General features: G+C 72.3%; 21 protein-coding genes. 10 read left to right on the top strand and 11 right to left on the bottom strand.

Going from position 1 to position 18,544, the window contains the following annotated elements:
* Positions 1 to 726, bottom strand: a complete 726-nt coding sequence (locus ACIBST_RS31440) for a hypothetical protein (protein WP_397176924.1) — start codon at positions 724 to 726, stop codon at positions 1 to 3.
* Positions 727 to 821: 95 nt separating this feature from the next.
* Here ACIBST_RS31440 and ACIBST_RS31435 point away from each other — a divergent pair, with 95 nt between their 5' ends.
* On the top strand, positions 822 to 2,078 hold the full coding sequence (locus ACIBST_RS31435; protein WP_397176922.1) for a DNA recombination protein RmuC: 1,257 nt from the start codon (positions 822 to 824) through the stop codon (positions 2,076 to 2,078).
* A gap of 14 nt (positions 2,079 to 2,092) precedes the next feature.
* Positions 2,093 to 2,602 carry a DUF6542 domain-containing protein gene (locus ACIBST_RS31430; RefSeq protein WP_397176921.1) on the top strand — a complete coding sequence of 170 codons (510 nt, stop codon included), beginning with the start codon at positions 2,093 to 2,095 and terminating at the stop codon, positions 2,600 to 2,602.
* Here ACIBST_RS31430 and ACIBST_RS31425 read toward each other — a convergent pair.
* Positions 2,599 to 3,564: a 4-hydroxy-3-methylbut-2-enyl diphosphate reductase gene (locus ACIBST_RS31425; protein WP_397176919.1), complete on the bottom strand. Its 966-nt coding sequence runs from the start codon at positions 3,562 to 3,564 to the stop codon at positions 2,599 to 2,601. The two genes, ACIBST_RS31430 and ACIBST_RS31425, sit on opposite strands and share 4 nt — an antisense overlap.
* A gap of 100 nt (positions 3,565 to 3,664) precedes the next feature.
* Between ACIBST_RS31425 and ACIBST_RS31420 the strand changes: the two genes are divergently transcribed.
* On the top strand, positions 3,665 to 4,756 hold the full coding sequence (locus ACIBST_RS31420) for a hypothetical protein (protein WP_397176917.1): 1,092 nt from the start codon (positions 3,665 to 3,667) through the stop codon (positions 4,754 to 4,756).
* Between the two features lie 26 nt (positions 4,757 to 4,782).
* Positions 4,783 to 5,985, top strand: coding sequence for an exodeoxyribonuclease VII large subunit (gene xseA, locus ACIBST_RS31415; RefSeq protein ID WP_397176916.1), 1,203 nt, complete (start codon positions 4,783 to 4,785; stop codon positions 5,983 to 5,985).
* On the opposite strand, the gene ACIBST_RS31410 is transcribed toward xseA, so the two are convergent.
* A complete protein-coding gene (locus ACIBST_RS31410; RefSeq protein ID WP_397176915.1) occupies positions 5,982 to 6,587 on the bottom strand; it encodes a TetR/AcrR family transcriptional regulator in 606 nt (201 codons plus the stop codon). The two genes, xseA and ACIBST_RS31410, sit on opposite strands and share 4 nt — an antisense overlap.
* Positions 6,588 to 6,670: 83 nt before the next feature.
* Here ACIBST_RS31410 and ACIBST_RS31405 point away from each other — a divergent pair, with 83 nt between their 5' ends.
* Positions 6,671 to 7,084, top strand: a complete 414-nt coding sequence (locus ACIBST_RS31405; protein ID WP_397176913.1) for a nitroreductase family deazaflavin-dependent oxidoreductase — start codon at positions 6,671 to 6,673, stop codon at positions 7,082 to 7,084.
* 4 nt (positions 7,085 to 7,088) lie between these two features.
* Here the strand turns inward: ACIBST_RS31405 and ACIBST_RS31400 are convergent, their stop codons facing one another.
* From ACIBST_RS31400 to ACIBST_RS31390, 3 genes are read right to left on the bottom strand one after another with little or no spacing between them, the layout of a single operon-like run.
* Entirely contained in the window at positions 7,089 to 7,316 is a 228-nt protein-coding gene (locus ACIBST_RS31400) for an exodeoxyribonuclease VII small subunit (protein WP_352325447.1), read from the bottom strand.
* 36 nt (positions 7,317 to 7,352) lie between these two features.
* Positions 7,353 to 7,883 carry a DUF4245 domain-containing protein gene (locus ACIBST_RS31395; protein ID WP_397176912.1) on the bottom strand — a complete coding sequence of 177 codons (531 nt, stop codon included), beginning with the start codon at positions 7,881 to 7,883 and terminating at the stop codon, positions 7,353 to 7,355.
* An 11-nt stretch (positions 7,884 to 7,894) separates the two neighbouring features.
* Positions 7,895 to 8,503: a TetR/AcrR family transcriptional regulator gene (locus ACIBST_RS31390; protein ID WP_397176911.1), complete on the bottom strand. Its 609-nt coding sequence runs from the start codon at positions 8,501 to 8,503 to the stop codon at positions 7,895 to 7,897.
* Between the two features lie 248 nt (positions 8,504 to 8,751).
* Here ACIBST_RS31390 and glpX point away from each other — a divergent pair, with 248 nt between their 5' ends.
* Complete coding sequence (gene glpX, locus ACIBST_RS31385; RefSeq protein WP_397176909.1) at positions 8,752 to 9,786, top strand: class II fructose-bisphosphatase; 1,035 nt, start codon at positions 8,752 to 8,754, stop codon at positions 9,784 to 9,786.
* A 6-nt stretch (positions 9,787 to 9,792) separates the two neighbouring features.
* Here glpX and ACIBST_RS31380 read toward each other — a convergent pair whose 3' ends face one another.
* The gene (locus tag ACIBST_RS31380) at positions 9,793 to 10,443 is read right to left on the bottom strand and encodes a DUF1707 domain-containing protein (RefSeq protein WP_397176907.1); all 651 of its coding nucleotides are present in this window, start codon (positions 10,441 to 10,443) and stop codon (positions 9,793 to 9,795) included.
* A gap of 213 nt (positions 10,444 to 10,656) precedes the next feature.
* Here ACIBST_RS31380 and ACIBST_RS31375 point away from each other — a divergent pair, with 213 nt between their 5' ends.
* On the top strand, positions 10,657 to 11,319 hold the full coding sequence (locus ACIBST_RS31375) for a DUF998 domain-containing protein (protein ID WP_397176905.1): 663 nt from the start codon (positions 10,657 to 10,659) through the stop codon (positions 11,317 to 11,319).
* On the opposite strand, the gene ACIBST_RS31370 is transcribed toward ACIBST_RS31375, so the two are convergent.
* The gene (locus tag ACIBST_RS31370) at positions 11,294 to 11,911 is read right to left on the bottom strand and encodes a TetR/AcrR family transcriptional regulator (protein WP_397176904.1); all 618 of its coding nucleotides are present in this window, start codon (positions 11,909 to 11,911) and stop codon (positions 11,294 to 11,296) included. The two genes, ACIBST_RS31375 and ACIBST_RS31370, sit on opposite strands and share 26 nt — an antisense overlap.
* A gap of 93 nt (positions 11,912 to 12,004) precedes the next feature.
* Between ACIBST_RS31370 and ACIBST_RS31365 the strand changes: the two genes are divergently transcribed.
* Positions 12,005 to 13,168: an MFS transporter gene (locus ACIBST_RS31365; protein ID WP_397176902.1), complete on the top strand. Its 1,164-nt coding sequence runs from the start codon at positions 12,005 to 12,007 to the stop codon at positions 13,166 to 13,168.
* Between the two features lie 13 nt (positions 13,169 to 13,181).
* Here ACIBST_RS31365 and ACIBST_RS31360 read toward each other — a convergent pair whose 3' ends face one another.
* Together ACIBST_RS31360 and ACIBST_RS31355 are read right to left on the bottom strand one after the other, a co-directional pair.
* Positions 13,182 to 14,120: a Gfo/Idh/MocA family oxidoreductase gene (locus ACIBST_RS31360; protein ID WP_397176901.1), complete on the bottom strand. Its 939-nt coding sequence runs from the start codon at positions 14,118 to 14,120 to the stop codon at positions 13,182 to 13,184.
* 25 nt (positions 14,121 to 14,145) lie between these two features.
* Positions 14,146 to 15,522, bottom strand: coding sequence for a PLP-dependent aminotransferase family protein (locus ACIBST_RS31355; RefSeq protein ID WP_397176900.1), 1,377 nt, complete (start codon positions 15,520 to 15,522; stop codon positions 14,146 to 14,148).
* Positions 15,523 to 15,590: 68 nt separating this feature from the next.
* On the opposite strand from ACIBST_RS31355, the gene ACIBST_RS31350 reads away from it, so the two are divergent.
* Together ACIBST_RS31350 and ACIBST_RS31345 are read left to right on the top strand one after the other, a co-directional pair.
* Positions 15,591 to 16,457 carry a DMT family transporter gene (locus tag ACIBST_RS31350; RefSeq protein ID WP_397176898.1) on the top strand — a complete coding sequence of 289 codons (867 nt, stop codon included), beginning with the start codon at positions 15,591 to 15,593 and terminating at the stop codon, positions 16,455 to 16,457.
* 31 nt (positions 16,458 to 16,488) lie between these two features.
* Positions 16,489 to 18,138, top strand: a complete 1,650-nt coding sequence (locus ACIBST_RS31345; RefSeq protein WP_397176897.1) for a fumarate hydratase — start codon at positions 16,489 to 16,491, stop codon at positions 18,136 to 18,138.
* Positions 18,139 to 18,218: 80 nt separating this feature from the next.
* Here the strand turns inward: ACIBST_RS31345 and ACIBST_RS31340 are convergent, their stop codons facing one another.
* Positions 18,219 to 18,407, bottom strand: coding sequence for a DUF5999 family protein (locus ACIBST_RS31340; protein WP_352327892.1), 189 nt, complete (start codon positions 18,405 to 18,407; stop codon positions 18,219 to 18,221).
* Positions 18,408 to 18,544 lie beyond the last annotated feature (137 nt).

Raw genomic sequence — 18,544 nt, 5'->3', positions numbered from 1 at the left:
TTACTTGCTGAGCAGGTGCAGGCAGGTCACCGGACGGTAGGTCCCGGGCGCCGCGCGCAGGTAGCGCTGGACGCCGGCCGGGCAGGCCGCGGGCGTGGTCTCGAAGGAGACGACGCGCGCCCAGGCCGCGGACGAGTCGCACGCGGCCCTGGTCACGGCCGACCTGGCGACGACGTCGGCGGCCGGTCTGGCCACGCACGCGCCCTCGTCGAGCACCTGACCGCCGGGGCCCAGGCAGACGACGTTCGCTCCGCTTTCGAGCGTGTCGAGGGTGGTCGAGGGGCATTCGCCGGCCGTCGAGGCGATCGCGACGGATCTGCCGTACCAGCCTGTGCCCGCGCACGGGCGCTCCCGGCCGTCGAGGGCCACGCAGTCGCCGGGCCTGAGCACGCCGCCGCCACCGCCGGGCGCCCCGGCGTGCGGGGCCAGGGAGGACCGTACGCAGGCCGTGCGGCCCAGGCCGATGCGCAGCACGTCGTCGGTGTCGTCGGGGCAGTCGGCGGGCCGCGGCGGGTCGTGGGCGATGGCCAGCACCTCGAAGTCGCCGCCGTTGCACGGGATCAGCGCGTAGCGGTCGGTGACGCAGGCGCCGGGCGTCCAGCGCAGGGTCGGGCGGGTGGCCGCCGGCTCCTCGGCCCCGGGGCCGGTGATCACGGCTCCGGCCAGGGCGATCAGGGCGACCGACACCGCGGACACGGCGACGGCGAGGCTCGTACCGGTAGCCATCCCAATACTGTGCGTGACGGATCAGTCGGCGCACAAGCGGATTCCGCAAGCGTGTCGGGAAGATCCAGACGCGATGTGCTGCAATCATCGTTGGAGTGGATGTCGTCTCGCTGCTCATCGGACTCGCCCTCGGACTCCTCGTCGGCTTCCTGGTCGCCAGGACCCGCGCGGCGGTGCGGGTGGCCGAGGCCGACGCGCGGGCCAGGTCGGCCGCCGAGAAGCTGGTCTACGTCGAGGAGCAGCTCGCCGAACGGTTCCAGGCCCTGTCCACGCGCGCCCTCGACGTCAACAACGTGCGTTTCCTGGAACTGGCCGAGACCCGCCTGTCGGCCAGCCGGGCGGAGGCCGCCGGTGATCTCGACCAGCGCAGGCAGGCCGTCGAGCACCTGGTCGAGCCGCTGAAGGACGCGCTCGCGCGGGTCGAGTCGCAGCTTCGCGACACCGAGGCCGGGCAGCGTGCGGCGCGGGCGGAGCTGGTCAAGCAGATGGAGTTCGTGCAGCAGAGCAACGAGCAGCTGCGCTCGCAGACGACCGCGCTGGTCAGGGCCCTGCAGCGGCCCGAGGCCCGTGGGCGGTGGGGCGAGCTGCAACTGCGCCGGGTGGCCGAGATCGCCGGGATGCAGCGCCACTGCGACTTCGAGGAGCAGGTCGTCGAGGGCGCGATGCGGCCCGACATGGTGATCAGGCTGGCCGGCGGCAAGAACATCGTGGTCGACTCCAAGGTCTCGCTCGCGGCCTACCTGGAGGCGGCCGAGGCGGGCGACGAGTCGCTGGCCACCGTCCGGCTCGACGCGCACGCCAGGCACGTCCGCGAGCACGTCGACCGGCTGGCGGCCAAGGCGTACTGGCAGGGGTTCAACCCCTCGCCGGAGTTCGTGGTGCTGTTCATCCCGGGCGAGGCGTTCCTCGCGCCCGCGCTCGAACGCGACCCCGCGCTGCTGGAGTACGCCATGGCGCGGCGGGTGCACATCGCCACGCCGACGACGCTGATCACGATGCTGCGCACCGCCCACTACGCCTGGCAGCAGGCCGCGCTGAGCGAGAACGCGCGGGCGGTGTTCGAGCTGGGCAAGGAGCTGTACGAGCGGCTGTCGTCCCTCGGCAGGAACGTGGAGTCGCTGGGCAAGGCGCTGACGCGGGCGGTGGAGGCGTACAACAAGTCGGTCGGTTCGCTCGAAAGCCGCGTCCTGGTCACCGCACGCAAACTCAACGATCTGGGCGTCGTGGACGGCGATCTGGACGCCCCGGACATGCTCGAAGGGCTGCCGAGACCCCTGGCCTCGCCCGAACTGCTCGAAACCACGTCTCTGATTTCGCACTCGAACGGTAAGTTGGCAGGCGGGTCGCCGTAAACGGGGGTGGGACAGTGGCAGAGAAGGGCAGGCGTTCTGGCGTCAGGCTGACCGCTCGCGGCGCCATCGCGCTCACCTTGGTCGCCACCCTGGCGGGCTATGTCCTGAGCGCGGTGCTCGGCCTGTCCTACCTGGTGGGGGCCGCGTTCGTGGCGTCGAGCCTGCTCGGCGTGCTCCTGGTCAACAAGCGCGAGCTGCTGTCGCTGGTGGTCACGCCGCCGCTGGTGTTCTTCTGCGCGACGCTCTTCGTCGAGCTCGGGCGCGCGTTCGGCTCGGTGTCGATCATGCAGTCGCTGGCCCTCGGCCTGTACGGCTCGCTGACCCGCGGCGCCCCCTGGCTGTTCGCCGGCTCGGCGGTCGTGCTGGCCGTCGCCTGGCGGCGCGGCCTGCGCGACAACGTGCGGGAGCTGCGCGAGGAGCTGAAGGCGGGCGCGGAGATGCCGCGCCCGCGCCAGCCGTTCGTGCCCGAGCCGGAGGGCTACTTCGAGCCCAAGGTCTACGGCACCCCGCGCGGCGACGACTAGGACACGCGAAGGTCCTTGCGCAGCTCGTGCGGGAGCGCGAAGCGCATGCTCTCCTGCACCGACTCGACCTCGCGCACGTCGCCGAAGCCGTGCCCGGCCAGCCGCGCCAGCACCTCGTCCACCAGCTCCTCCGGCACCGAGGCTCCGCTGGTCACGCCGACCGTGGTGACGCCGTCGAGCCATTCGTCCTGGATGAAGCCGGCGTTGTCCACCAGGTACGCGGCCTCGGCGCCGTAGTCTTTGGCCACCTCGACCAGGCGCTTGGAGTTGGACGAGTTCTCCGACCCGACCACGATCACGAGCTGGGCCTCGGCGGCGATCTCCTTCACCGCGACCTGCCGGTTCTGGGTGGCGTAGCAGATGTCGTCGCTCGGCGGGTCGATCAGGGTGGGGAAGCGCTCCTTGAGGCGGGCGACCGTCTCGGTGGTCTCGTCGACCGAGAGGGTGGTCTGCGACAGCCACACGAGCTTGTCGGGGTCCTTCACCTGGACCTTCTCGACCGAGTCGAGGCCGTCGACGAGCTGGATGTGGTCGGGGGCCTCGCCCGAGGTGCCCTCGACCTCTTCGTGGCCCTCGTGCCCGATGAGCAGGATGTCGTAGTCCTGGGCGGCGAACCGCTTGGCCTCGTTGTGCACCTTGGTGACCAGCGGGCAGGTGGCGTCGATGGTGCGCAGGCCCCGCTGCCTGGCCTCCTCGTGCACGGCCGGCGAGACGCCGTGGGCCGAGAACACCACGATCTCGCCCTCGGGCACCTCATCGGTCTCCTCGACGAAGATGGCGCCCCTGGCCTCCAGCGTCCTGACGACGTGGGTGTTGTGCACGATCTGCTTGCGGACGTAGACCGGCGCGCCGTACTGCTCCAAAGCCTTCTCGACCGCTACCACGGCTCGATCGACTCCGGCACAGTAGCCGCGCGGCTTGGCTACGAGTACTCGGCGGGAAGTGGGGGTCTGGGGCTCCATACTTCTTATGCTACGTGGAGCGGCCATCAGGGCTGCGCGTGCGTGGTCGCCCGCCGTTTGCCAGACTGGCCGTCCAATACAGACCTCCCAGGGAGACGTCATGTCCCTCAGCGACGTGATACGCAACATCGCCAGAACCGTTACCAACAAGGACGAACTCAAGGAGAAGGCCAAGGATCTGCCGCTGCTCGTCGTCCAGACCACGCTCAGCGCGGCCGGGCAGGCGTTGCTGGTGGTGGACCGGGTGAAGAACTCCATCAAGGGGCTCGGCTCCAAGGAGGAGCAGGAGGAGGAGTCTCGTCCCTCCGCCGCCGCGCAGGTCGCCGCTCCCCCTGCCGAGGAGGAGAAGCCGGCGCGCAAGGAGCCGGTGATCTTCACGCCGCGTCCGGAGGCGGCGCCCAACGGGTCGGCCAAGAGCAAGCCGGACCCGGTCATCTTCGCCCCCGCGGGCAAGACCGCCGCCAAGCCGGAGACCGAGCCCAAGCCGGAGGCCGCCGCTGAGACGGAGGCCCCGACGAAGGCCCCGGCGAAGGCCGACGCGCCCGCGAAGGCCGAGGTCAAGGCCGAAGCGCCCGCGAATGCCGAGCCCGCCTCCGAACCGGAGCCCGCCGCCGAGGCCGAGCCGACCGCAGAGACCAAGGCCGTCGAGACCAAGGACGTCCAGACCAAGGACGTCGAGGCCAAGCCGGCCGCAGAAGTCGAGCCGGCCGCCGTGGCTGAGGTCGCGCCCGCGGCGGAGCCCGCCACCGAGAGCGACGCGAAGCCCGCCAAGACCGCCAAGGCCACGAAGACCGCAAAGAGCACGAAGACCGCCGCGACCGCCAAGCCCGCGAAGGCGACGAAGGCCGCCAAGGCCGCCGCCGAGCCCGCCGCTGAGCCCGCCGCCGTCACCGAGGTCGCCGAGGAGCCCGCGGCCGCCGCCGCGCCCCAGGACGGCGTGCTCAAGGCCGCCGCGGAGGCCGTCACCGAGCCGGCCGCCCCCGTGGCGGAGCCCAAGGCCGTCCCGGACGACCTGGCCGAGCCGCTGCCCGGCTACTCCGAGCTGACCGTGGCCTCGCTGCGGGCCAGGATGCGCGGCAAGTCCGCCGCGCAGATCGGCGACTACCTCGCCTACGAGCGCGCCACCCAGGCCCGCGACGAGGTCGTCCGCATGTTCGAGAACCGGCTGGCCAAGCTGCAGACCGGGGAGTAGTCGCGGCGAACCCGTAGTCTTCCGCCATGACCTCGAAGACCACACCCGAGTCTCCGCTGCCGATCCGCACGGTCCTGCAGATGGTGGGCGGCTGGATCGGCAGGCTCGGCACGGTGTGGGTCGAGGGCCAGATCACCGATCTGAGCGCGCGCGGCGGCACGGTGTTCCTGACCCTGCGTGACCCGGTGGCCAACGTCTCGGCCCGGGTCACGGCTCCGCGCGGCGTCTACGAGGCCGCCGAGCCGCGTCCCTCCGACGGCGCGCGGGTCGTGGTGCACGTCAAGCCGGACTTCTGGGTCAACAAGGGCTCGTTCGCCTTCACGGCGATGGAGATCCGGCCGGTCGGCGTGGGCGAGCTGCTGGCCAGGCTGGAGCGGCTGCGCCGGCTGCTGGCCACCGAGGGGCTGTTCAACGCCGACAGGAAGCGGCGGCTGCCGTTCCTGCCGGGCACGATCGGGCTCGTCTGCGGGCGCGACTCGGCCGCCGAGCGCGACGTGCTGGAGAACGCCCGCCGCCGCTGGCCGGCCGTGCGGTTCAAGGTGGAGGAGGTGGCCGTCCAGGGGCCGTACGCGGTCGGGGAGGTCACCGAGGCGCTGCGCAAGCTCGACGCAGATCCCGAGGTCGAGGTCATCGTCGTGGCCCGCGGCGGCGGTTCGCTGGAGGACCTGCTGCCCTTCTCCGACGAGACGCTCGTGCGCGCGGTGGCCGCCTGCCGCACCCCCGTGGTCAGCGCGATCGGCCACGAGCAGGACAGCCCGCTGCTCGACCTGGTGGCCGACGTACGCGCCTCCACGCCCACCGACGCCGCCAAGAAGGTCGTCCCCGACGTGGGCGAGCAGCTCGCGCTGATCCGCCAGCTCCGCGACCGCGGGCGGCGGGTGCTCAACGGCTGGCTCGACCGGGAGATGTCCTGGCTGACGTCGGTGCGCTCGCGGCCGTCGCTGGCCGATCCGGTGCGCGAGCTCGAACGCCGCGCCGAGCAGGTCGACGCGCTGCGGGAGCGGGCCAGGCGGTCGCTGACCGGCTCGCTCGACCGGGCCGCCGACGACCTCGCGCACCTGCGGGCCCGCCTGGTCGCGCTGTCGCCCGCGGCCACGCTGGAGCGCGGCTACGCGATCGTGCAGCATCCGTCGGGCGAGGTCGTGCGCCTGGCCAAGGACGTGCCGCCGGGCACCCCGCTGACGATCAGGCTGAGCGACGACCGGCTCACGGTCCGTACGGAGGACTAGGGCCCCCGCACGACGGCGGCGGCCAGGTCGGCGAGGCCGGCCTTGACGCCCTCCACCGTCATGCCCCGCTCCTCTCGCTGGAACTTGATCAGCCAGGCGGTGACCGGCGCGAGCAGCGAGTCGGCCAGGTAGGCGGCGTCAGCCCCCGGCCGGGCCGCAGCGAGCAGGCTCGCCAGATGCACCTGGTGCACCTTGTACGGCCCGCTGTAGCGCACCTTGCCCGGCCCGTTCTCCAGCAGCAGGAACAGGTCCTGCTGCTCGACGATGCGATCGACCAGCGCGTGCAGGAACGCCGTGACCCGCTCCGCGGGCGGCGCGCCGGGCCCGAGCGGCGGCGGGCCGCTCAGGAACGCCGCCTGGAACCGCCGTTCCCGCTCGTCGATCAGCGCGAGGACGAGCCCCGCGCGGTCGCCGAAGCGCCGGTAGACGGTGCCCACCCCGACGCAGGCGGCCTTGGCCACCTCGTCGAGCGAGAGCTCCTCGGCGCCGCGCTCGGCGATCATCGTGGCGGCCACCTCGATGATCTTCCGGCGGTTGCGCGCGGCGTCGGCCCGCTCGGGCTGGGGCTGCCCGACGACGGGCAGCAGAGGACGTGCGCACACGCCTGGAGCATAACTCCCCCGCGAACGGAGAGCTCTCCGGTATTCTCCGAATCGGAGAACTCTCCGATTATGAGGAGCTGAGCATGACCAACTCGTTCAACCAGCAGGTCATCGACGAATTCCGGGCCAACGAGGGCCGGGTGGGCGGCATGTTCGAGGGCGCGTCGCTGGTGCTGCTCACCACGACGGGCGCCAAGAGCGGCCGGCCGACGACCACCCCGGTGATGTACCTGGCCGACGGCGACCGCTATGTGATCATCGCCTCCAACGCGGGCGCCGACACCCACCCGGCCTGGTACCACAACCTGCGCGCCAACCCCACGGCGACGGCCGAGATCGGCACCGAGACGTTCGAGGTGAAGGCGGACTTCGTCGAGGGCGACGAGCGCGACCGGCTCTACGCCCGCATGGTCGAGATCGCCCCCGGCTTCGCCGAGTACGAGGCCAAGACCAGCCGCCGCATCCCGGTGGTGGCGCTCAACCGCACCGCCTCCTGACGGATCAGAAGGGGGCGTCGTCGGCGCCCGGCTCCGAGCGCCTCGCCATGGCGGCGGCGAGCTTGACCCGGGCGCCCTGCAGCCACTCCTCGCAGACGGCCGCGAGCCGCTCGCCGCGCTCCCAGAGCTCGATCGACTGCTCCAGGGTGAGCCCGCCCGTCTCCAGGCGGCGCACCACCTCGGTCAGCTCCTCGCGGGCCTGCTCGTACGAAGGTGTCTTCTCGTCTGCCACGGCCACCACCCTAGACGCCGCCGCGCCCGGCCACGGTCACCCCTTGGCGCGCTGCTGCAGGAGCCCGGCCAGCTCGGTCAGCTCGGGCCAGTCGGCCGTGCCGGTGATCACGAGGGTGACGTCGGGGAGCACCCGCACGAGCGAGCGCTGGTTCTTGTCCTCGCGGAAACGCTTCTCCCACGTCACGCCGCCCACCTGCTGGCTGCCGGACGACTTCGCGATGCCGGTCATGCGGTTGGCGAACTCGGCGGCCGGCTTCTCGTCGCTCTGGGCGAACATGGCGTGCTGCCGCGCGGCGGTGGCGTAGCCCAGGTAGAGCACCTGAGCGCCGTTCTCGCCCTTGGCGATCCTGTTGCTGTTGGGCACCCAGCCCGCGGGGTCCTTCTGCGGGGACCACACCTGGTAGGGCACGCCGTGCCCGAAGTTGGCGACGGTGATGGAGTAGTCGAGCCGCGGGATGTGCTCCTCGCGGCTCTGCGGGGCGACGAGCATGAAGAGCCCCACACCCGCCAGGCACACGAAGAGGGCTACCGCGTAGCCGTAGAAGTTTTGGCTGAACCGTCGCACACTTGGCGAGGTTACCCGCTGGCGGGCGCGGTCGCCGAAGCGGCGGGCCTGATCTGGCCGATGATCGCCAGCACGTCGTCGACCATCGCGCGGTCGCCGGAGAAGACGATCTCGCTGACGGCCGCGGCCAGGGCGCCGGTGACCACGACGACGAGCGCGGGCTCGTCCTCGAACAGGGCGGCGTTGCGCTGGGCCCAGGTGCGCAGCCGGTCGCGCATGACCACCTCGAAGCCGGGCGGGCCGTCGCCGCGCAGGAACAGGGCGGCCAGCTCGCGTTCCTCCAGGCAGCCTTCGAGGTAGGCGCGGGCGGCGTCGATGAACACCCGCATGGGGTCGCCCTCGCCGGCGGCGCGGGCCGTGCGGGCGGCCTGCTTGGTGCGCTGGGCCTGGCGGGCCTGCCATTCCTCCCACAACGTGAGGTAGAGGTCGGCCTTGCCGGAGAAATGGTGGTACAGGCTGCCCACGCTGGCGTCGGCCCTGGCGACGACGTCCGTCACGCCGGCCTCGGCGAAGCCCTTGGAGACGAAGACCTCCCGCGCGGCGGCCAGCAGCGAGCTCCGCGTCGCAGCCCCCCGCTCGGACGTGCGAGGCTGGGTCACCGCGTGTTCCACTTCGCTCATTCGATCTCCTCCACGGCGGGGGCGCATGTCCATGGTGGAGGCGAGATCTCCTACGCGCACGCGATATGGCGCAAAATCCGGTCTCCGTCATGCGGGGCACCCATATAGATATCCCTTTTCGCCGGTCCCTGACCATCGCGCGGCGGCCCTTGTGCAGCGGGCTGAGCCGGACTGGGCAGATTATCCCCCTCTGACCGGGAATAGACCGGCAACTACGATCGAGAGAGTTCTCAACGAGGAGGCTCATCATGTCCGATCAGACGTCGGTACCGGCAGCGCTCGCGACGGGCGAGCACGCCCCCGACCGCAACCTGGCGATGGAGCTGGTACGCGTGACGGAGGCGGCCGCCATGGCCGCGGCCCGCTGGGTGGGCCGCGGCGACAAGAACGGCGCCGACGGCGCGGCGGTCAACGCCATGCGCCAGCTGATCAACACGGTGTCGATGAACGGCGTGGTGGTCATCGGGGAGGGCGAGAAGGACCACGCCCCGATGTTGTACAACGGCGAGCGCGTCGGCGACGGCAGCGGCCCCGACTGCGACGTGGCGGTGGACCCGATCGACGGGACCAGGCTGACGGCGCTCGGCATGCCGGACGCGGTGTCGGTGATCGCGGTGAGCGAGCGCGGCTCGATGTACGACCCGTCCGCGGTGTTCTACATGGAGAAGCTGGTCACCGGGCCGGAGGCGGCCGACGTGGTGAACATCGAGGCGTCGGTGGCCGACAACATCAACGCCGTGGCCAGGGCCAAGCACTGCTCGCCGTCCGACGTCACGGTGGTCGTGCTGGACCGGCCGCGGCACGAGAAGCTGGTCAAGGAGATCAGGGAGACGGGCGCGCGGATCAAGTTCATCGTCGACGGCGACGTGGCCGGCGCGATCATGGCGGCCCGCGCGGGCACCGGCATCGACCTGATGCTGGGCATCGGCGGCACGCCCGAGGGCATCGTGGCCGCGTGCGCGCTGAAGTGCCTGGGCGGCGTGATCCAGGGCCGGCTGTGGCCGCGCGACGACGCCGAGCGCGGCAAGGCCGTCGACGCCGGGCACGACCTCAGCCAGGTGCTCACCACGAACGACCTGGTCAGGTCGGACGACGTGTTCTTCGCCGCGACCGGCATCACCCAGGGCGAGCTGATGCAGGGCGTGCGGTTCAGGTCGGGCGCGGCGGTGACCAGCTCGCTGGTGATGCGCGGCCGGTCGGGGACCATCAGGAAGATCGAGAGCGAGCACCAGCTCTGGAAGCTGCGCGCCTACAGCGCGATCAACTTCGACACGGCCGGCTGACCCGGCTCAGCGGCGGCGTTTGCGCCTGGGCGGTTCCTTGACCTTGATGTCGCCGGCGAAGTTCGTGGTGCGCACCTCGACCACGGGCCCGCCGGGCTCGACCGGCTGCCTGGTCAGGCGGACGGTCTCCCCCTTGGCGACCCTGATCACCTCAAGGTCCTCCGGCACGTTGATCTCCAGGCCGCCGAAGACCAGGGTGGCGTTGATGACGATCCGGCTGTTCTGCAGGATCGCGTCGCGGAAGTCCAGCTTGGTCGTGCCGAACATGGCCGTGACGTCGAGCTCGGCGGGCACCACCCAGCGCCCGCCGCGCTGCTCCTTCTTGAAGATGGCCGACACGGGCCGGCCGTCGAGGTTCAGCGGCTGCTCATCGGCCGGCAGCAGGTCGGCGGTGAGCCCGGCGAGGTCGCCGAGCGTGCGCGCGGAGTAGACGACGCCGAGCCGCTCCTCCAGCTCGGCCAGGTCGAGCCGGCCGTCGGCGTGGGCGTCCTGGAGCACCTGCGCGATGCGCTCGCGGTCGGCGTCGGAGGCGCGCAGCTCGTGCGGCTGCGGCAGGCCCGGCGCCGCCGGTGCGCGCCGGGACGTCACGAACTCCTCAGCAAGCCGCTCTCCGACTTCCTGCAGCTTCGGCAACCACGATCCCGCGCGTTCGTTCACACTTCTGACGATATCCGGCGGCCCGGGTATTCGCTCGCCCAAGAGCGGACCAACAGGGCGCACATCGGCGAATCCGCCCGAGCAACGCGCCGATCTCCCGAACTGGCTCTTCGTTCCCCTCGGCGTGCCGGTGGCCGTACGCCGGAATCGTCCCGGCTGCTCCGCCGTTGATCCACCCGACAGGCTTCTGACCGCTGATCCCGGGAGGCGGGCGTGCACCAACCGGCGCGATGGGGGCTCGGTGCGGCGGGCGCGGGCATCGCCGTGCTCGTGGGCCTGGATCTGACCAGCCTCGACGATACGAACCCGTTCCGGCGCACGATCAGCGAGCACGGTCTCGGCCCCGACGGATGGATCTTCGGGCTCGCCGTGGGGCTGCTCGCGGCCGGGTCGGCGGCCATCGGCGTCTCGCTGGCGCGCAAGCGGCTGGCTGGGGCGGTCGGCACGGTCGCGCTCATGGCCTGGAGCGTGGGACTGCTGCTGACGGCCTCGTTCCACAAGCACGACTGGGCGGTCGGGCCGAGCGCGAGCGGCAGCATCCACCGGGTCGGCAGCTTCGTGGCCTTCCTCAGCCTGCCGCTCGCCGCGCTGGTCATCGCCCGGCCCTGGCGGCAGCGGGAGCGCCGCCGGTCGGCGACGGTGGCGTTCGGGCTGGGGGTGTGCTCGGCGCTTTGGGTCGTGGGGATCGGCGCGGCCGTGCTGATCGGCGCGCGCCACGGGCTGCCGTGGTACCGGGTCCTGCCGCTCGGCCTGGTCGAACGGGGGCTGGCGGTGACCGAGGTGGCCGCGTTGCTGGCCCTCGGGGTGTGGGCGGCCGGGCGGCTGGCGGAGGCCGAGCCCGTGCGGGCGGTCAGGCGGGCCGTAGAGCGGCGATGAGGTCCTCCACGTAACCGCGGAAGACGGCCGCCATGTCCACCTGGCCGGGGTCGATCAGCCACTGGGTCTGCAGGCCGTCCATCATCGCGATCAGGCGGTCGGCGTGGGCCTCGGCGTCGAAGCCGCCCCGGAACTCGCCGCGCTCGGCGCCCGCGCGCAGCGCGGCGGCCACGTCGGCGCGCAGCCGCCGGTAGCGCCGCCTGGCCCACTCGTGGCCGGGGTGGCCGGGGGTCACCGCCTCGCCGCTGATCACCGAGAAGAGCTGGACGAGGCCCGGCACCCGCGCGTTGTGGTCGACGACGTCGGCCAGGGCGCGCAGCGCGGCGACGCCACCGCCGTCGAGGCCGCCCTCGTGGCCGTCGCGGCCCGGACCGAACCTGCGCCGGTCGAGCTCGTCGCGGTGGTCGAGGACCGCGATGAGCAGCCGCTCCTTGCTCCTGAAGTGGTGGAGCAGCCCGGCCTGGGAGAGCTCGACCCGCTCGGCGATGCGGGCCAGCGAGGCGCCGCGGTAGCCGTGCTCGGCGAACTCCAGCAGCGCGACCGCCAGGATGCGCTCCTTGCGCGCCTCTCCGGTCGCGTAGCCCCGTTTCACCCAGGCACCTTATCCGGCCCTGGCGTACGGCCCTGACCAGCCGCTAACCTGACTCCGCCTCACGTTTGATTCCCCCCCGATCAGGAGGCCGTCGTGCCGTCCCCGCGTGATCGCCAGGCCCGTGCCGCCACGTACGTCGTGTACGGCGTGCAGGGCCTCTCCTTCGCCACCCTGCTCGTCCAGGTGGCCAGCCTCCAGGCCGAGCTGGAGCTCACCGACGGGGCGCTCACGCTCCTGCTGCTGATCGTGCCCGTCTTCGCCGGCGTGGGCAGCGTCGGCGCGGGCACGTTCGCCGCCCGGTACGGCAGCAAGCTGCTGCTGCGGGTCGCGCAGCCCGCGGTGGCGCTCGCCGTGGTGCTCACCGGCCTCGCGCCCTCGGTGCCGCTGGCCGTCCCCGCGCTGCTGCTGTTCGGCCTGGCGGTCGGCGCGGTGGACGCGGGCATGAACATGCAGGGCGTGGCCGTCGAACGCCGGTACGGCACCGCCGTGCTGAACGGCTTCCACAGCGTGTGGAGCGTGCTCAGCCTGGCGGGGGCGCTGTGGGCGGTGTTCATGGCCGGCCTGGTCTCGCTGGCCGTCACGATGGCGATCCCCATGGTCCTGGCGGTGGCCGGCTCGATCTACGCCGGGCCGAAGCTGTATACGATCGCCGAGGAGAAGGTCGAGAACGTCGTCGAGGCCGCGACCGGCAAGTTCCCCTGGCGGCCGATCATCCCGCTCTGCCTGGCCATGGGCTTCCTCTACATCGGCGACGCGGCGGTGTCGAACTTCGCGACCGTCTTCATGGGCAAGGCCCTGCTGGCCCAGGACAGCGTGGCGAAGCTGGCCTACAGCGTCTACCAGGGCGCGACGCTGGCCGTGCGGCTCGGCGGCGACGTCGCGGTCCGCCGCTACGGCCCGGCCGCCATCGTCCGGCTCGGCGGCGCGCTGGCCACGCTGGGCTTCCTCGGCGTCGTGGTGGCCCCGAACCAGCCGCTGGCGATCGTCGCGTTCGGGCTGACCGGGCTGGGGCTGTCGGTGGTCGCGCCGCAGTCGTTCTCGGCGGCGGGCAAGCTGGACCCGGCGGGCACCGGGGTGGCCATCGCCCGGGTGAACCTCTTCAACTACGTGGGCTTCATCGTGGGCGCCGCGCTGATCGGCGGCATCGCCGACGCCACGGACTGGCGGGTGGCGTTCGTCGCGCCGCTGCTGCTGGCCGGCGTGATCATCGCGCTGGCGCCGGGCTTCGCGCCCGGGCGGGCCGCCGCGCGGGCGTGATCCGCACGCCTCCTCAGCCGCGCACCTCGGCCACCTGGACGGGACGCGACTCGCGCAGCGACAGGTCGGCGGCCTCGGCGACGTACAGGGCGGCCAGGGCGTCCTCGACCGGGCACAGGCCCTCGCCGCCGCGCAGGAAGGCGTCGATCTCGGCCGCGTAGGCGGGGCCGAACCTGGCGGCGAAGTCGGGCCAGGGCGGGCCGGGCGGCTGCAGGCCCTCGGCGCTGCGCAGCGGGGCGCGCGGGCCGAGCCCGGCCACCTGGGTGCCCTTCGTGCCCGCCAGCTCCATGCGCACGTCGTAGCCGGCGCCGTTGTAGCGGGAGCCCTGGAGGGTGGCCAGCGTGCCGTCGTCGAGGGTGAGCAGCGCGGCGCTGTTGTCCACGTCGCCGGCCTCCCTGAAGAACGCCGCGCCCCGGTTCGCGCCGACGGCGTGCACGGAGACGACCTCGCGCCCGGTCACCCAGCGCAGGGCGTCGAAGTCGTGGATGTGGCAGTCGCGGAAGAGGCCGCCGGACAGCGGGACGTACGCGGCGGGCGGCGGCGCCGGATCGGCCGTCACCAGGTGGACGCGGTGCAGCTCCCCCAGCTCGCCGGCCCGCAGCGCGGCGCGGGCGGCCCGGTGACCGGGGTCGAACCTGCGCTGGAACCCGACCCACACCCGCCGGCCCGCGCTCGCCGCCAGCACCCTGACCGTCTCGGCGACCGTGCCCGCCACCGGCTTCTCGCACAGGACGGGGACGCCCAGCTCGCAGGCCCGGATCAGCAGCTCGGCGTGCGTGCTCGTCGGCGTGGCGATGACCACGGCGTCGGCCTCGAACGGATCCCCCGGCCTGCCGTACGGCGAGGTCCTGACCGGGTCGGCCACGATCAGCTCGTCCACCAGGGGGTGCGCGGCCAGGTTCGCGGCGTGGAGCGCGCCGATCCGGCCCAGGCCCAGCAGTCCCACCCGCATACCGCCTCCAGTGCCGCTTTCCGCCTCAGTCCATGATATGTCCAGACATTCGGACTTTTAAGCCCTGGACGGCCTCCGCCGCCTGATGCACCGGCAGCCGGGCGAACCCGACCACGACCGCCGGCGGCCCGGACGAGAACCGCATCGGCGCGACCGGCTCGGCGGCCAGGCCGACCTCCTCGGCCGCGCGGACGACCCGCAGCTCGTCCCAGCCGTCCGGCAGGTCGAGGTAGACGTGCAGCCCGGCCTGGATGCCCCGGACGCGGATCTCCGGCAGCTCCTCGGCCAGCGCCCTGACCAGGGCGTCCCGGCGGCGGCGGTACTCCCTGCGCATGCGCCGCAGGTGTTTGTCGTAGCCGCCGGTGCGCAGGAAGTGGGCCAGCGCGTACTGCTCGATGACCGGGGAGCCCAGGTCGAGCTCGCTGCGGGCGCGGCCGATCGCCTCGGCCAGATGGGCGGGGGCGACGACCCAGCCGAGCCGGAGGCCGGGCGCGAGCGACTTGCTGACGCTGCCGGTCAGGATCACCCGGTCGGGCGCCAGGCCCTGGAGGCAGCCGACCGGGTCGCGGTCGTAGCGGAACTCGGCGTCGTAGTCGTCCTCCAGGATCGTCCGGTCGCCCGCGCAGGCCCATTCCATGAGCGCGGCCCGCCTGGCCGGGGAGAGCACGACGCCCGTCGGATACTGGTGTGCGGGCGTGACCAGCGCCGCGTCGCCCTCCATGGCGCCGGTGACCAGGCCCTCGCAGCCCACGGGCACCGGCACCAGGCGGGCCCCGGCCCGTTCCAGCAGCGGCACCTGGCGGCGGCTGGTGGGGTCCTCGACGATCAGGCGCAGGCCGCCGCGCCGGGCCAGGACGTGCAGCGCCAGGCTCAGCCCCTGGGCCACGCCGCCCACGACGACCAGATTGTCGGGATGCACGTCGGCCGCCCTGACCCGCCGCAGGTAACCGGCCAGCTCCTCGCGCAGCTCCGGGACGCCGCCGGGGTCGCCGTAGTCGAGCGCGTCGGACGGCACGGTGGCCAGGACGTGCCGTACGGCCGACGACCACCGCTCCCGGGGGAAGTGCCCCAGGTCGGGGGACGTGGCCCGATGCCCCCGGTACGGCCCGCAGGCGCCCCCGTCGGCCACCGGCCGGGGACGGGCGGACCGGACGGCCCCCAGCGGCGCCACCTCCGTCCCGGCCCCCACCCGCGAGACCAGGAACCCCTCGGCCACGAGCTGCTCGTACGCCTCCACCACCACGCCCCTGGAGACCTGGAGGTCGGCGGCGAGGTCGCGGGTGGCGGGCAGGCGGGTGCCGGGCGCGAGCCGCCCGAGGCGCACGCCGTCGCGCAGCTCGGCCGCGATCTGCCCGGCGATCCCTCCCGCGTCCCGATCTATGTGGATGTGCAGGTCGGCCATATTGGTCCTGTCATATAGCGGCCCATTGGACTGTTTGCCCGAACCATTGTCTCCCTACGATCCTGCACATGAGAAACGGAATCGCCGGAGCCGCCACCGCCATGTTCCTGGTGGGCACCCTGGCCGGAGTGTCCGGCCTGATCGGCTCCTACCCCGTGTACGGCGGCCAGGCCGTGCGCTACCTCGCCGCGGCGGTCATCCTGCTGGTCGTCACCAGGGCGCTCGGCCTGCGGTTCGTCCGGCTGACCGGGCGCGAGACCCTGTACCTGGGCGGGCTCACCCTGCTCGGGCTGGTGGTCTTCAACGTCTGCGTCGTCGAGTCCACCCGGGCCTCGGGGCCGGCGCTCGTGGGCACCGTCCTCGGCACCGTGCCGCTGGCGCTGGCGCTGGCGGGCGGGCGTCCGGCGCCGCGCCTGCTGGTGGGGGCGTCGGTGGTGGTGGCCGGCGCGACGCTGGCGACCGGGCTGGGCAGCGGGAACCCGACCGGCCTGCTGTGGGCGCTCGGGGCGCTGGTGGGCGAGGTGAGCTTCTCCATGCTGGCCATCCCGCTGCTGCCGAAGCTGGGGGCGATCCGGGTGTCGGCGTACTCGACGGCGCTGGCCGTGCCCATGCTGGCCGTGGTCGGCCTGGTGCAGGAGGGCTCCGCCATGTTCAGGACGCCGACCGCGGCCGAGGCGCTGGGATTCGCGTACCTGGCGGTCGTGGTCACGGTCGTGGCGTTCTTCCTCTGGTACACCTCGCTGCCCAGGCTCGGCCCCGGGACGGCCGGGCTGTTCGCCGGGCTCATCCCGGTCGGCGCGATCGTGACGGGGCTCGTGCTCGGCATCGCGACGCCGAGCGTCTACGACCTGGCGGGGGCCGGTCTGGTGATCGTCGGCATCCTGGTGGGGCTCACCGCGCGGCGCTCGCCGGAGCCCGTGCCGGCCCCGGGATGACCACCTGACGGGGGGCGTACCCTCTATGGACATGGACTTCGACTACACCGATCTGCTTCCCCTGGGCGCCGATGAGACCGAGTATCGGCTGATCACGTCGGAGGGGGTGCGGAAGGTCGAAGCGGCCGGGCGTACGTTCCTGGAGGTCGACCCCGAGGCCCTGCGGCTGCTCACCGAGACCGCGGTCCACGACATCTCCCACTTCCTGCGCACGTCGCACCTGGCGCAGCTGCGCAAGATCGTCGATGACCCCGAGTCCAGCGGGAACGACCGGTTCGTCGCCCTCGACCTGCTGAAGAACGCCTCGATCTCGGCCGGCGGCGTGCTGCCGATGTGCCAGGACACCGGCACGGCCATCGTCATGGGCAAGCGCGGCCGCCACGTGCTGACCGACGGCCGCGACGCCGAGCACATCTCCGAGGGCGTGTACGACGCCTACACCAAGCTCAACCTGCGCTACTCCCAGATGGCCCCGCTGACCATGTGGGAGGAGAAGAACACCGGCAACAACCTGCCCGCCCAGATCGAGCTCTACGCCGAGGACCCCCACGGCCACGCCGACGAGTACAAGCTGCTGTTCATGGCCAAGGGCGGCGGCTCGGCCAACAAGTCGTTCCTCTACCAGGAGACCAAGGCGGTGCTCAACGAGAAGCGCATGCTGGCCTTCCTGGAGGAGAAGATCCGCTCGCTGGGCACCGCGGCCTGCCCGCCGTACCACCTGGCCGTGGTGGTGGGCGGCACCTCCGCCGAGTTCGCGCTCAAGACCGCCAAGTACGCCAGCGCCCGCTACCTCGACTCCATCCCCACCGAGGGCTCGCCCTCCGGGCACGGCTTCCGCGACCTGGAGCTGGAGGCCAAGGTCTTCGAGCTGACGCAGAAGCTCGGCATCGGCGCCCAGTTCGGCGGCAAGTACTTCTGCCACGACGTGCGGGTGATCCGCCTGCCCCGGCACGGCGCGTCCTGCCCGGTGGCCATCGCGGTGTCGTGCTCGGCCGACCGCCAGGCGCTGGCCAAGATCACGGCCGAGGGCGTGTTCCTGGAGAAGCTGGAGACCGACCCGGCCCGCTTCCTGCCGGAGACCACCGACGAGCACCTGTCCGACGACGTCGTCCGCATCGACCTCAACAGGCCGATGCCGGAGATCCTGGCCGAGCTGACGAAGTACCCCGTCAAGACGCGGCTCTCCCTCACCGGCCCGCTCGTCGTCGCCCGCGACATCGCGCACGCCAAGATCGCCGAGCTGCTCGACAACGGCGGCGAGATGCCGCAGTACCTCAAGGACCACGCGGTCTACTACGCCGGCCCGGCCAAGACGCCCGAGGGTTACGCCTCCGGCTCGTTCGGCCCCACCACGGCCGGCCGGATGGACTCCTACGTCGAGCGGTTCCAGGCGGCGGGCGGCTCGATGGTCATGCTGGCCAAGGGCAACAGGTCCAAGCAGGTCACCGAGGCGTGCCAGAAGTTCGGCGGCTTCTACCTGGGCTCCATCGGCGGCCCGGCGGCCCGGCTGGCCCAGGACTGCATCAGGAAGGTGGAGGTGCTCGAATACCCCGAGCTGGGCATGGAGGCGGTGTGGAAGATCGAGGTCGAGGACTTCCCCGCCTTCATCGTCGTCGACGACAAGGGTGAGGACTTCTTCACCGACCGCACCGGGCCGGTGCTGAGCATCGGGCGCAGGTAGGGCCCGAGCGCGTCGAAGGGTGCCGGGCGGGCGGTCGAAGCCCCTCGGCACCGGACGACGGGGGGTTGCCCTCGGGCGTCTCAGGCCGCGACGGGGGCTCGGTGGGGGGCGACGACGCTGCCGTCAGGCAGGAGCAGACCCGTGTCCTCGAACAGCACCACGCCGTTGCAGAGGAGGCTCCAGCCCTGGTCGGGATGGGCCGAGATCACGTGCGAACGCTCACGGTCGGGCGAGTCCGCACTGGGGCATACGGGAAAGTGACTGCACATCATCGCGCACCTCTCAGATGGCGCTCCTGCTTCCTGATGTTCAAAAGGGCAACTGTCGCCCCGACGGCGTGCGAAGGTCCAGGGTGGCGCCGACCGGCTTCCTCGGCCGGCGGCGAACCTGTGTCTGGCGCATCTCC

It is taken from the genome of Nonomuraea sp. NPDC049684 (genome assembly GCF_044465345.1).
Taxonomy (GTDB): Bacteria; Actinomycetota; Actinomycetes; order Streptosporangiales; family Streptosporangiaceae; genus Nonomuraea.
The sequence above is the reverse complement of the archived record's forward strand: the minus strand, read 5'-3'. Positions and strand labels throughout refer to the sequence as shown.

Coding starts and splice junctions, on each gene's coding strand:
- ACIBST_RS31440 (WP_397176924.1), bottom strand. CDS start 726: ATGGCTACCGGTACGAGCCTCGCCGTCGCCGTGTCCGCGGTGTCGGTC.
- ACIBST_RS31425 (WP_397176919.1), bottom strand. CDS start 3,564: ATGGAGCCCCAGACCCCCACTTCCCGCCGAGTACTCGTAGCCAAGCCG.
- ACIBST_RS31420 (WP_397176917.1), top strand. CDS start 3,665: ATGTCCCTCAGCGACGTGATACGCAACATCGCCAGAACCGTTACCAAC.
- xseA (WP_397176916.1), top strand. CDS start 4,783: ATGACCTCGAAGACCACACCCGAGTCTCCGCTGCCGATCCGCACGGTC.
- ACIBST_RS31405 (WP_397176913.1), top strand. CDS start 6,671: ATGACCAACTCGTTCAACCAGCAGGTCATCGACGAATTCCGGGCCAAC.
- ACIBST_RS31390 (WP_397176911.1), bottom strand. CDS start 8,503: ATGAGCGAAGTGGAACACGCGGTGACCCAGCCTCGCACGTCCGAGCGG.
- glpX (WP_397176909.1), top strand. CDS start 8,752: ATGTCCGATCAGACGTCGGTACCGGCAGCGCTCGCGACGGGCGAGCAC.
- ACIBST_RS31360 (WP_397176901.1), bottom strand. CDS start 14,120: ATGCGGGTGGGACTGCTGGGCCTGGGCCGGATCGGCGCGCTCCACGCC.
- ACIBST_RS31355 (WP_397176900.1), bottom strand. CDS start 15,522: ATGGCCGACCTGCACATCCACATAGATCGGGACGCGGGAGGGATCGCC.
- ACIBST_RS31350 (WP_397176898.1), top strand. CDS start 15,591: ATGAGAAACGGAATCGCCGGAGCCGCCACCGCCATGTTCCTGGTGGGC.
- ACIBST_RS31345 (WP_397176897.1), top strand. CDS start 16,489: ATGGACTTCGACTACACCGATCTGCTTCCCCTGGGCGCCGATGAGACC.
- ACIBST_RS31340 (WP_352327892.1), bottom strand. CDS start 18,407: ATGTGCAGTCACTTTCCCGTATGCCCCAGTGCGGACTCGCCCGACCGT.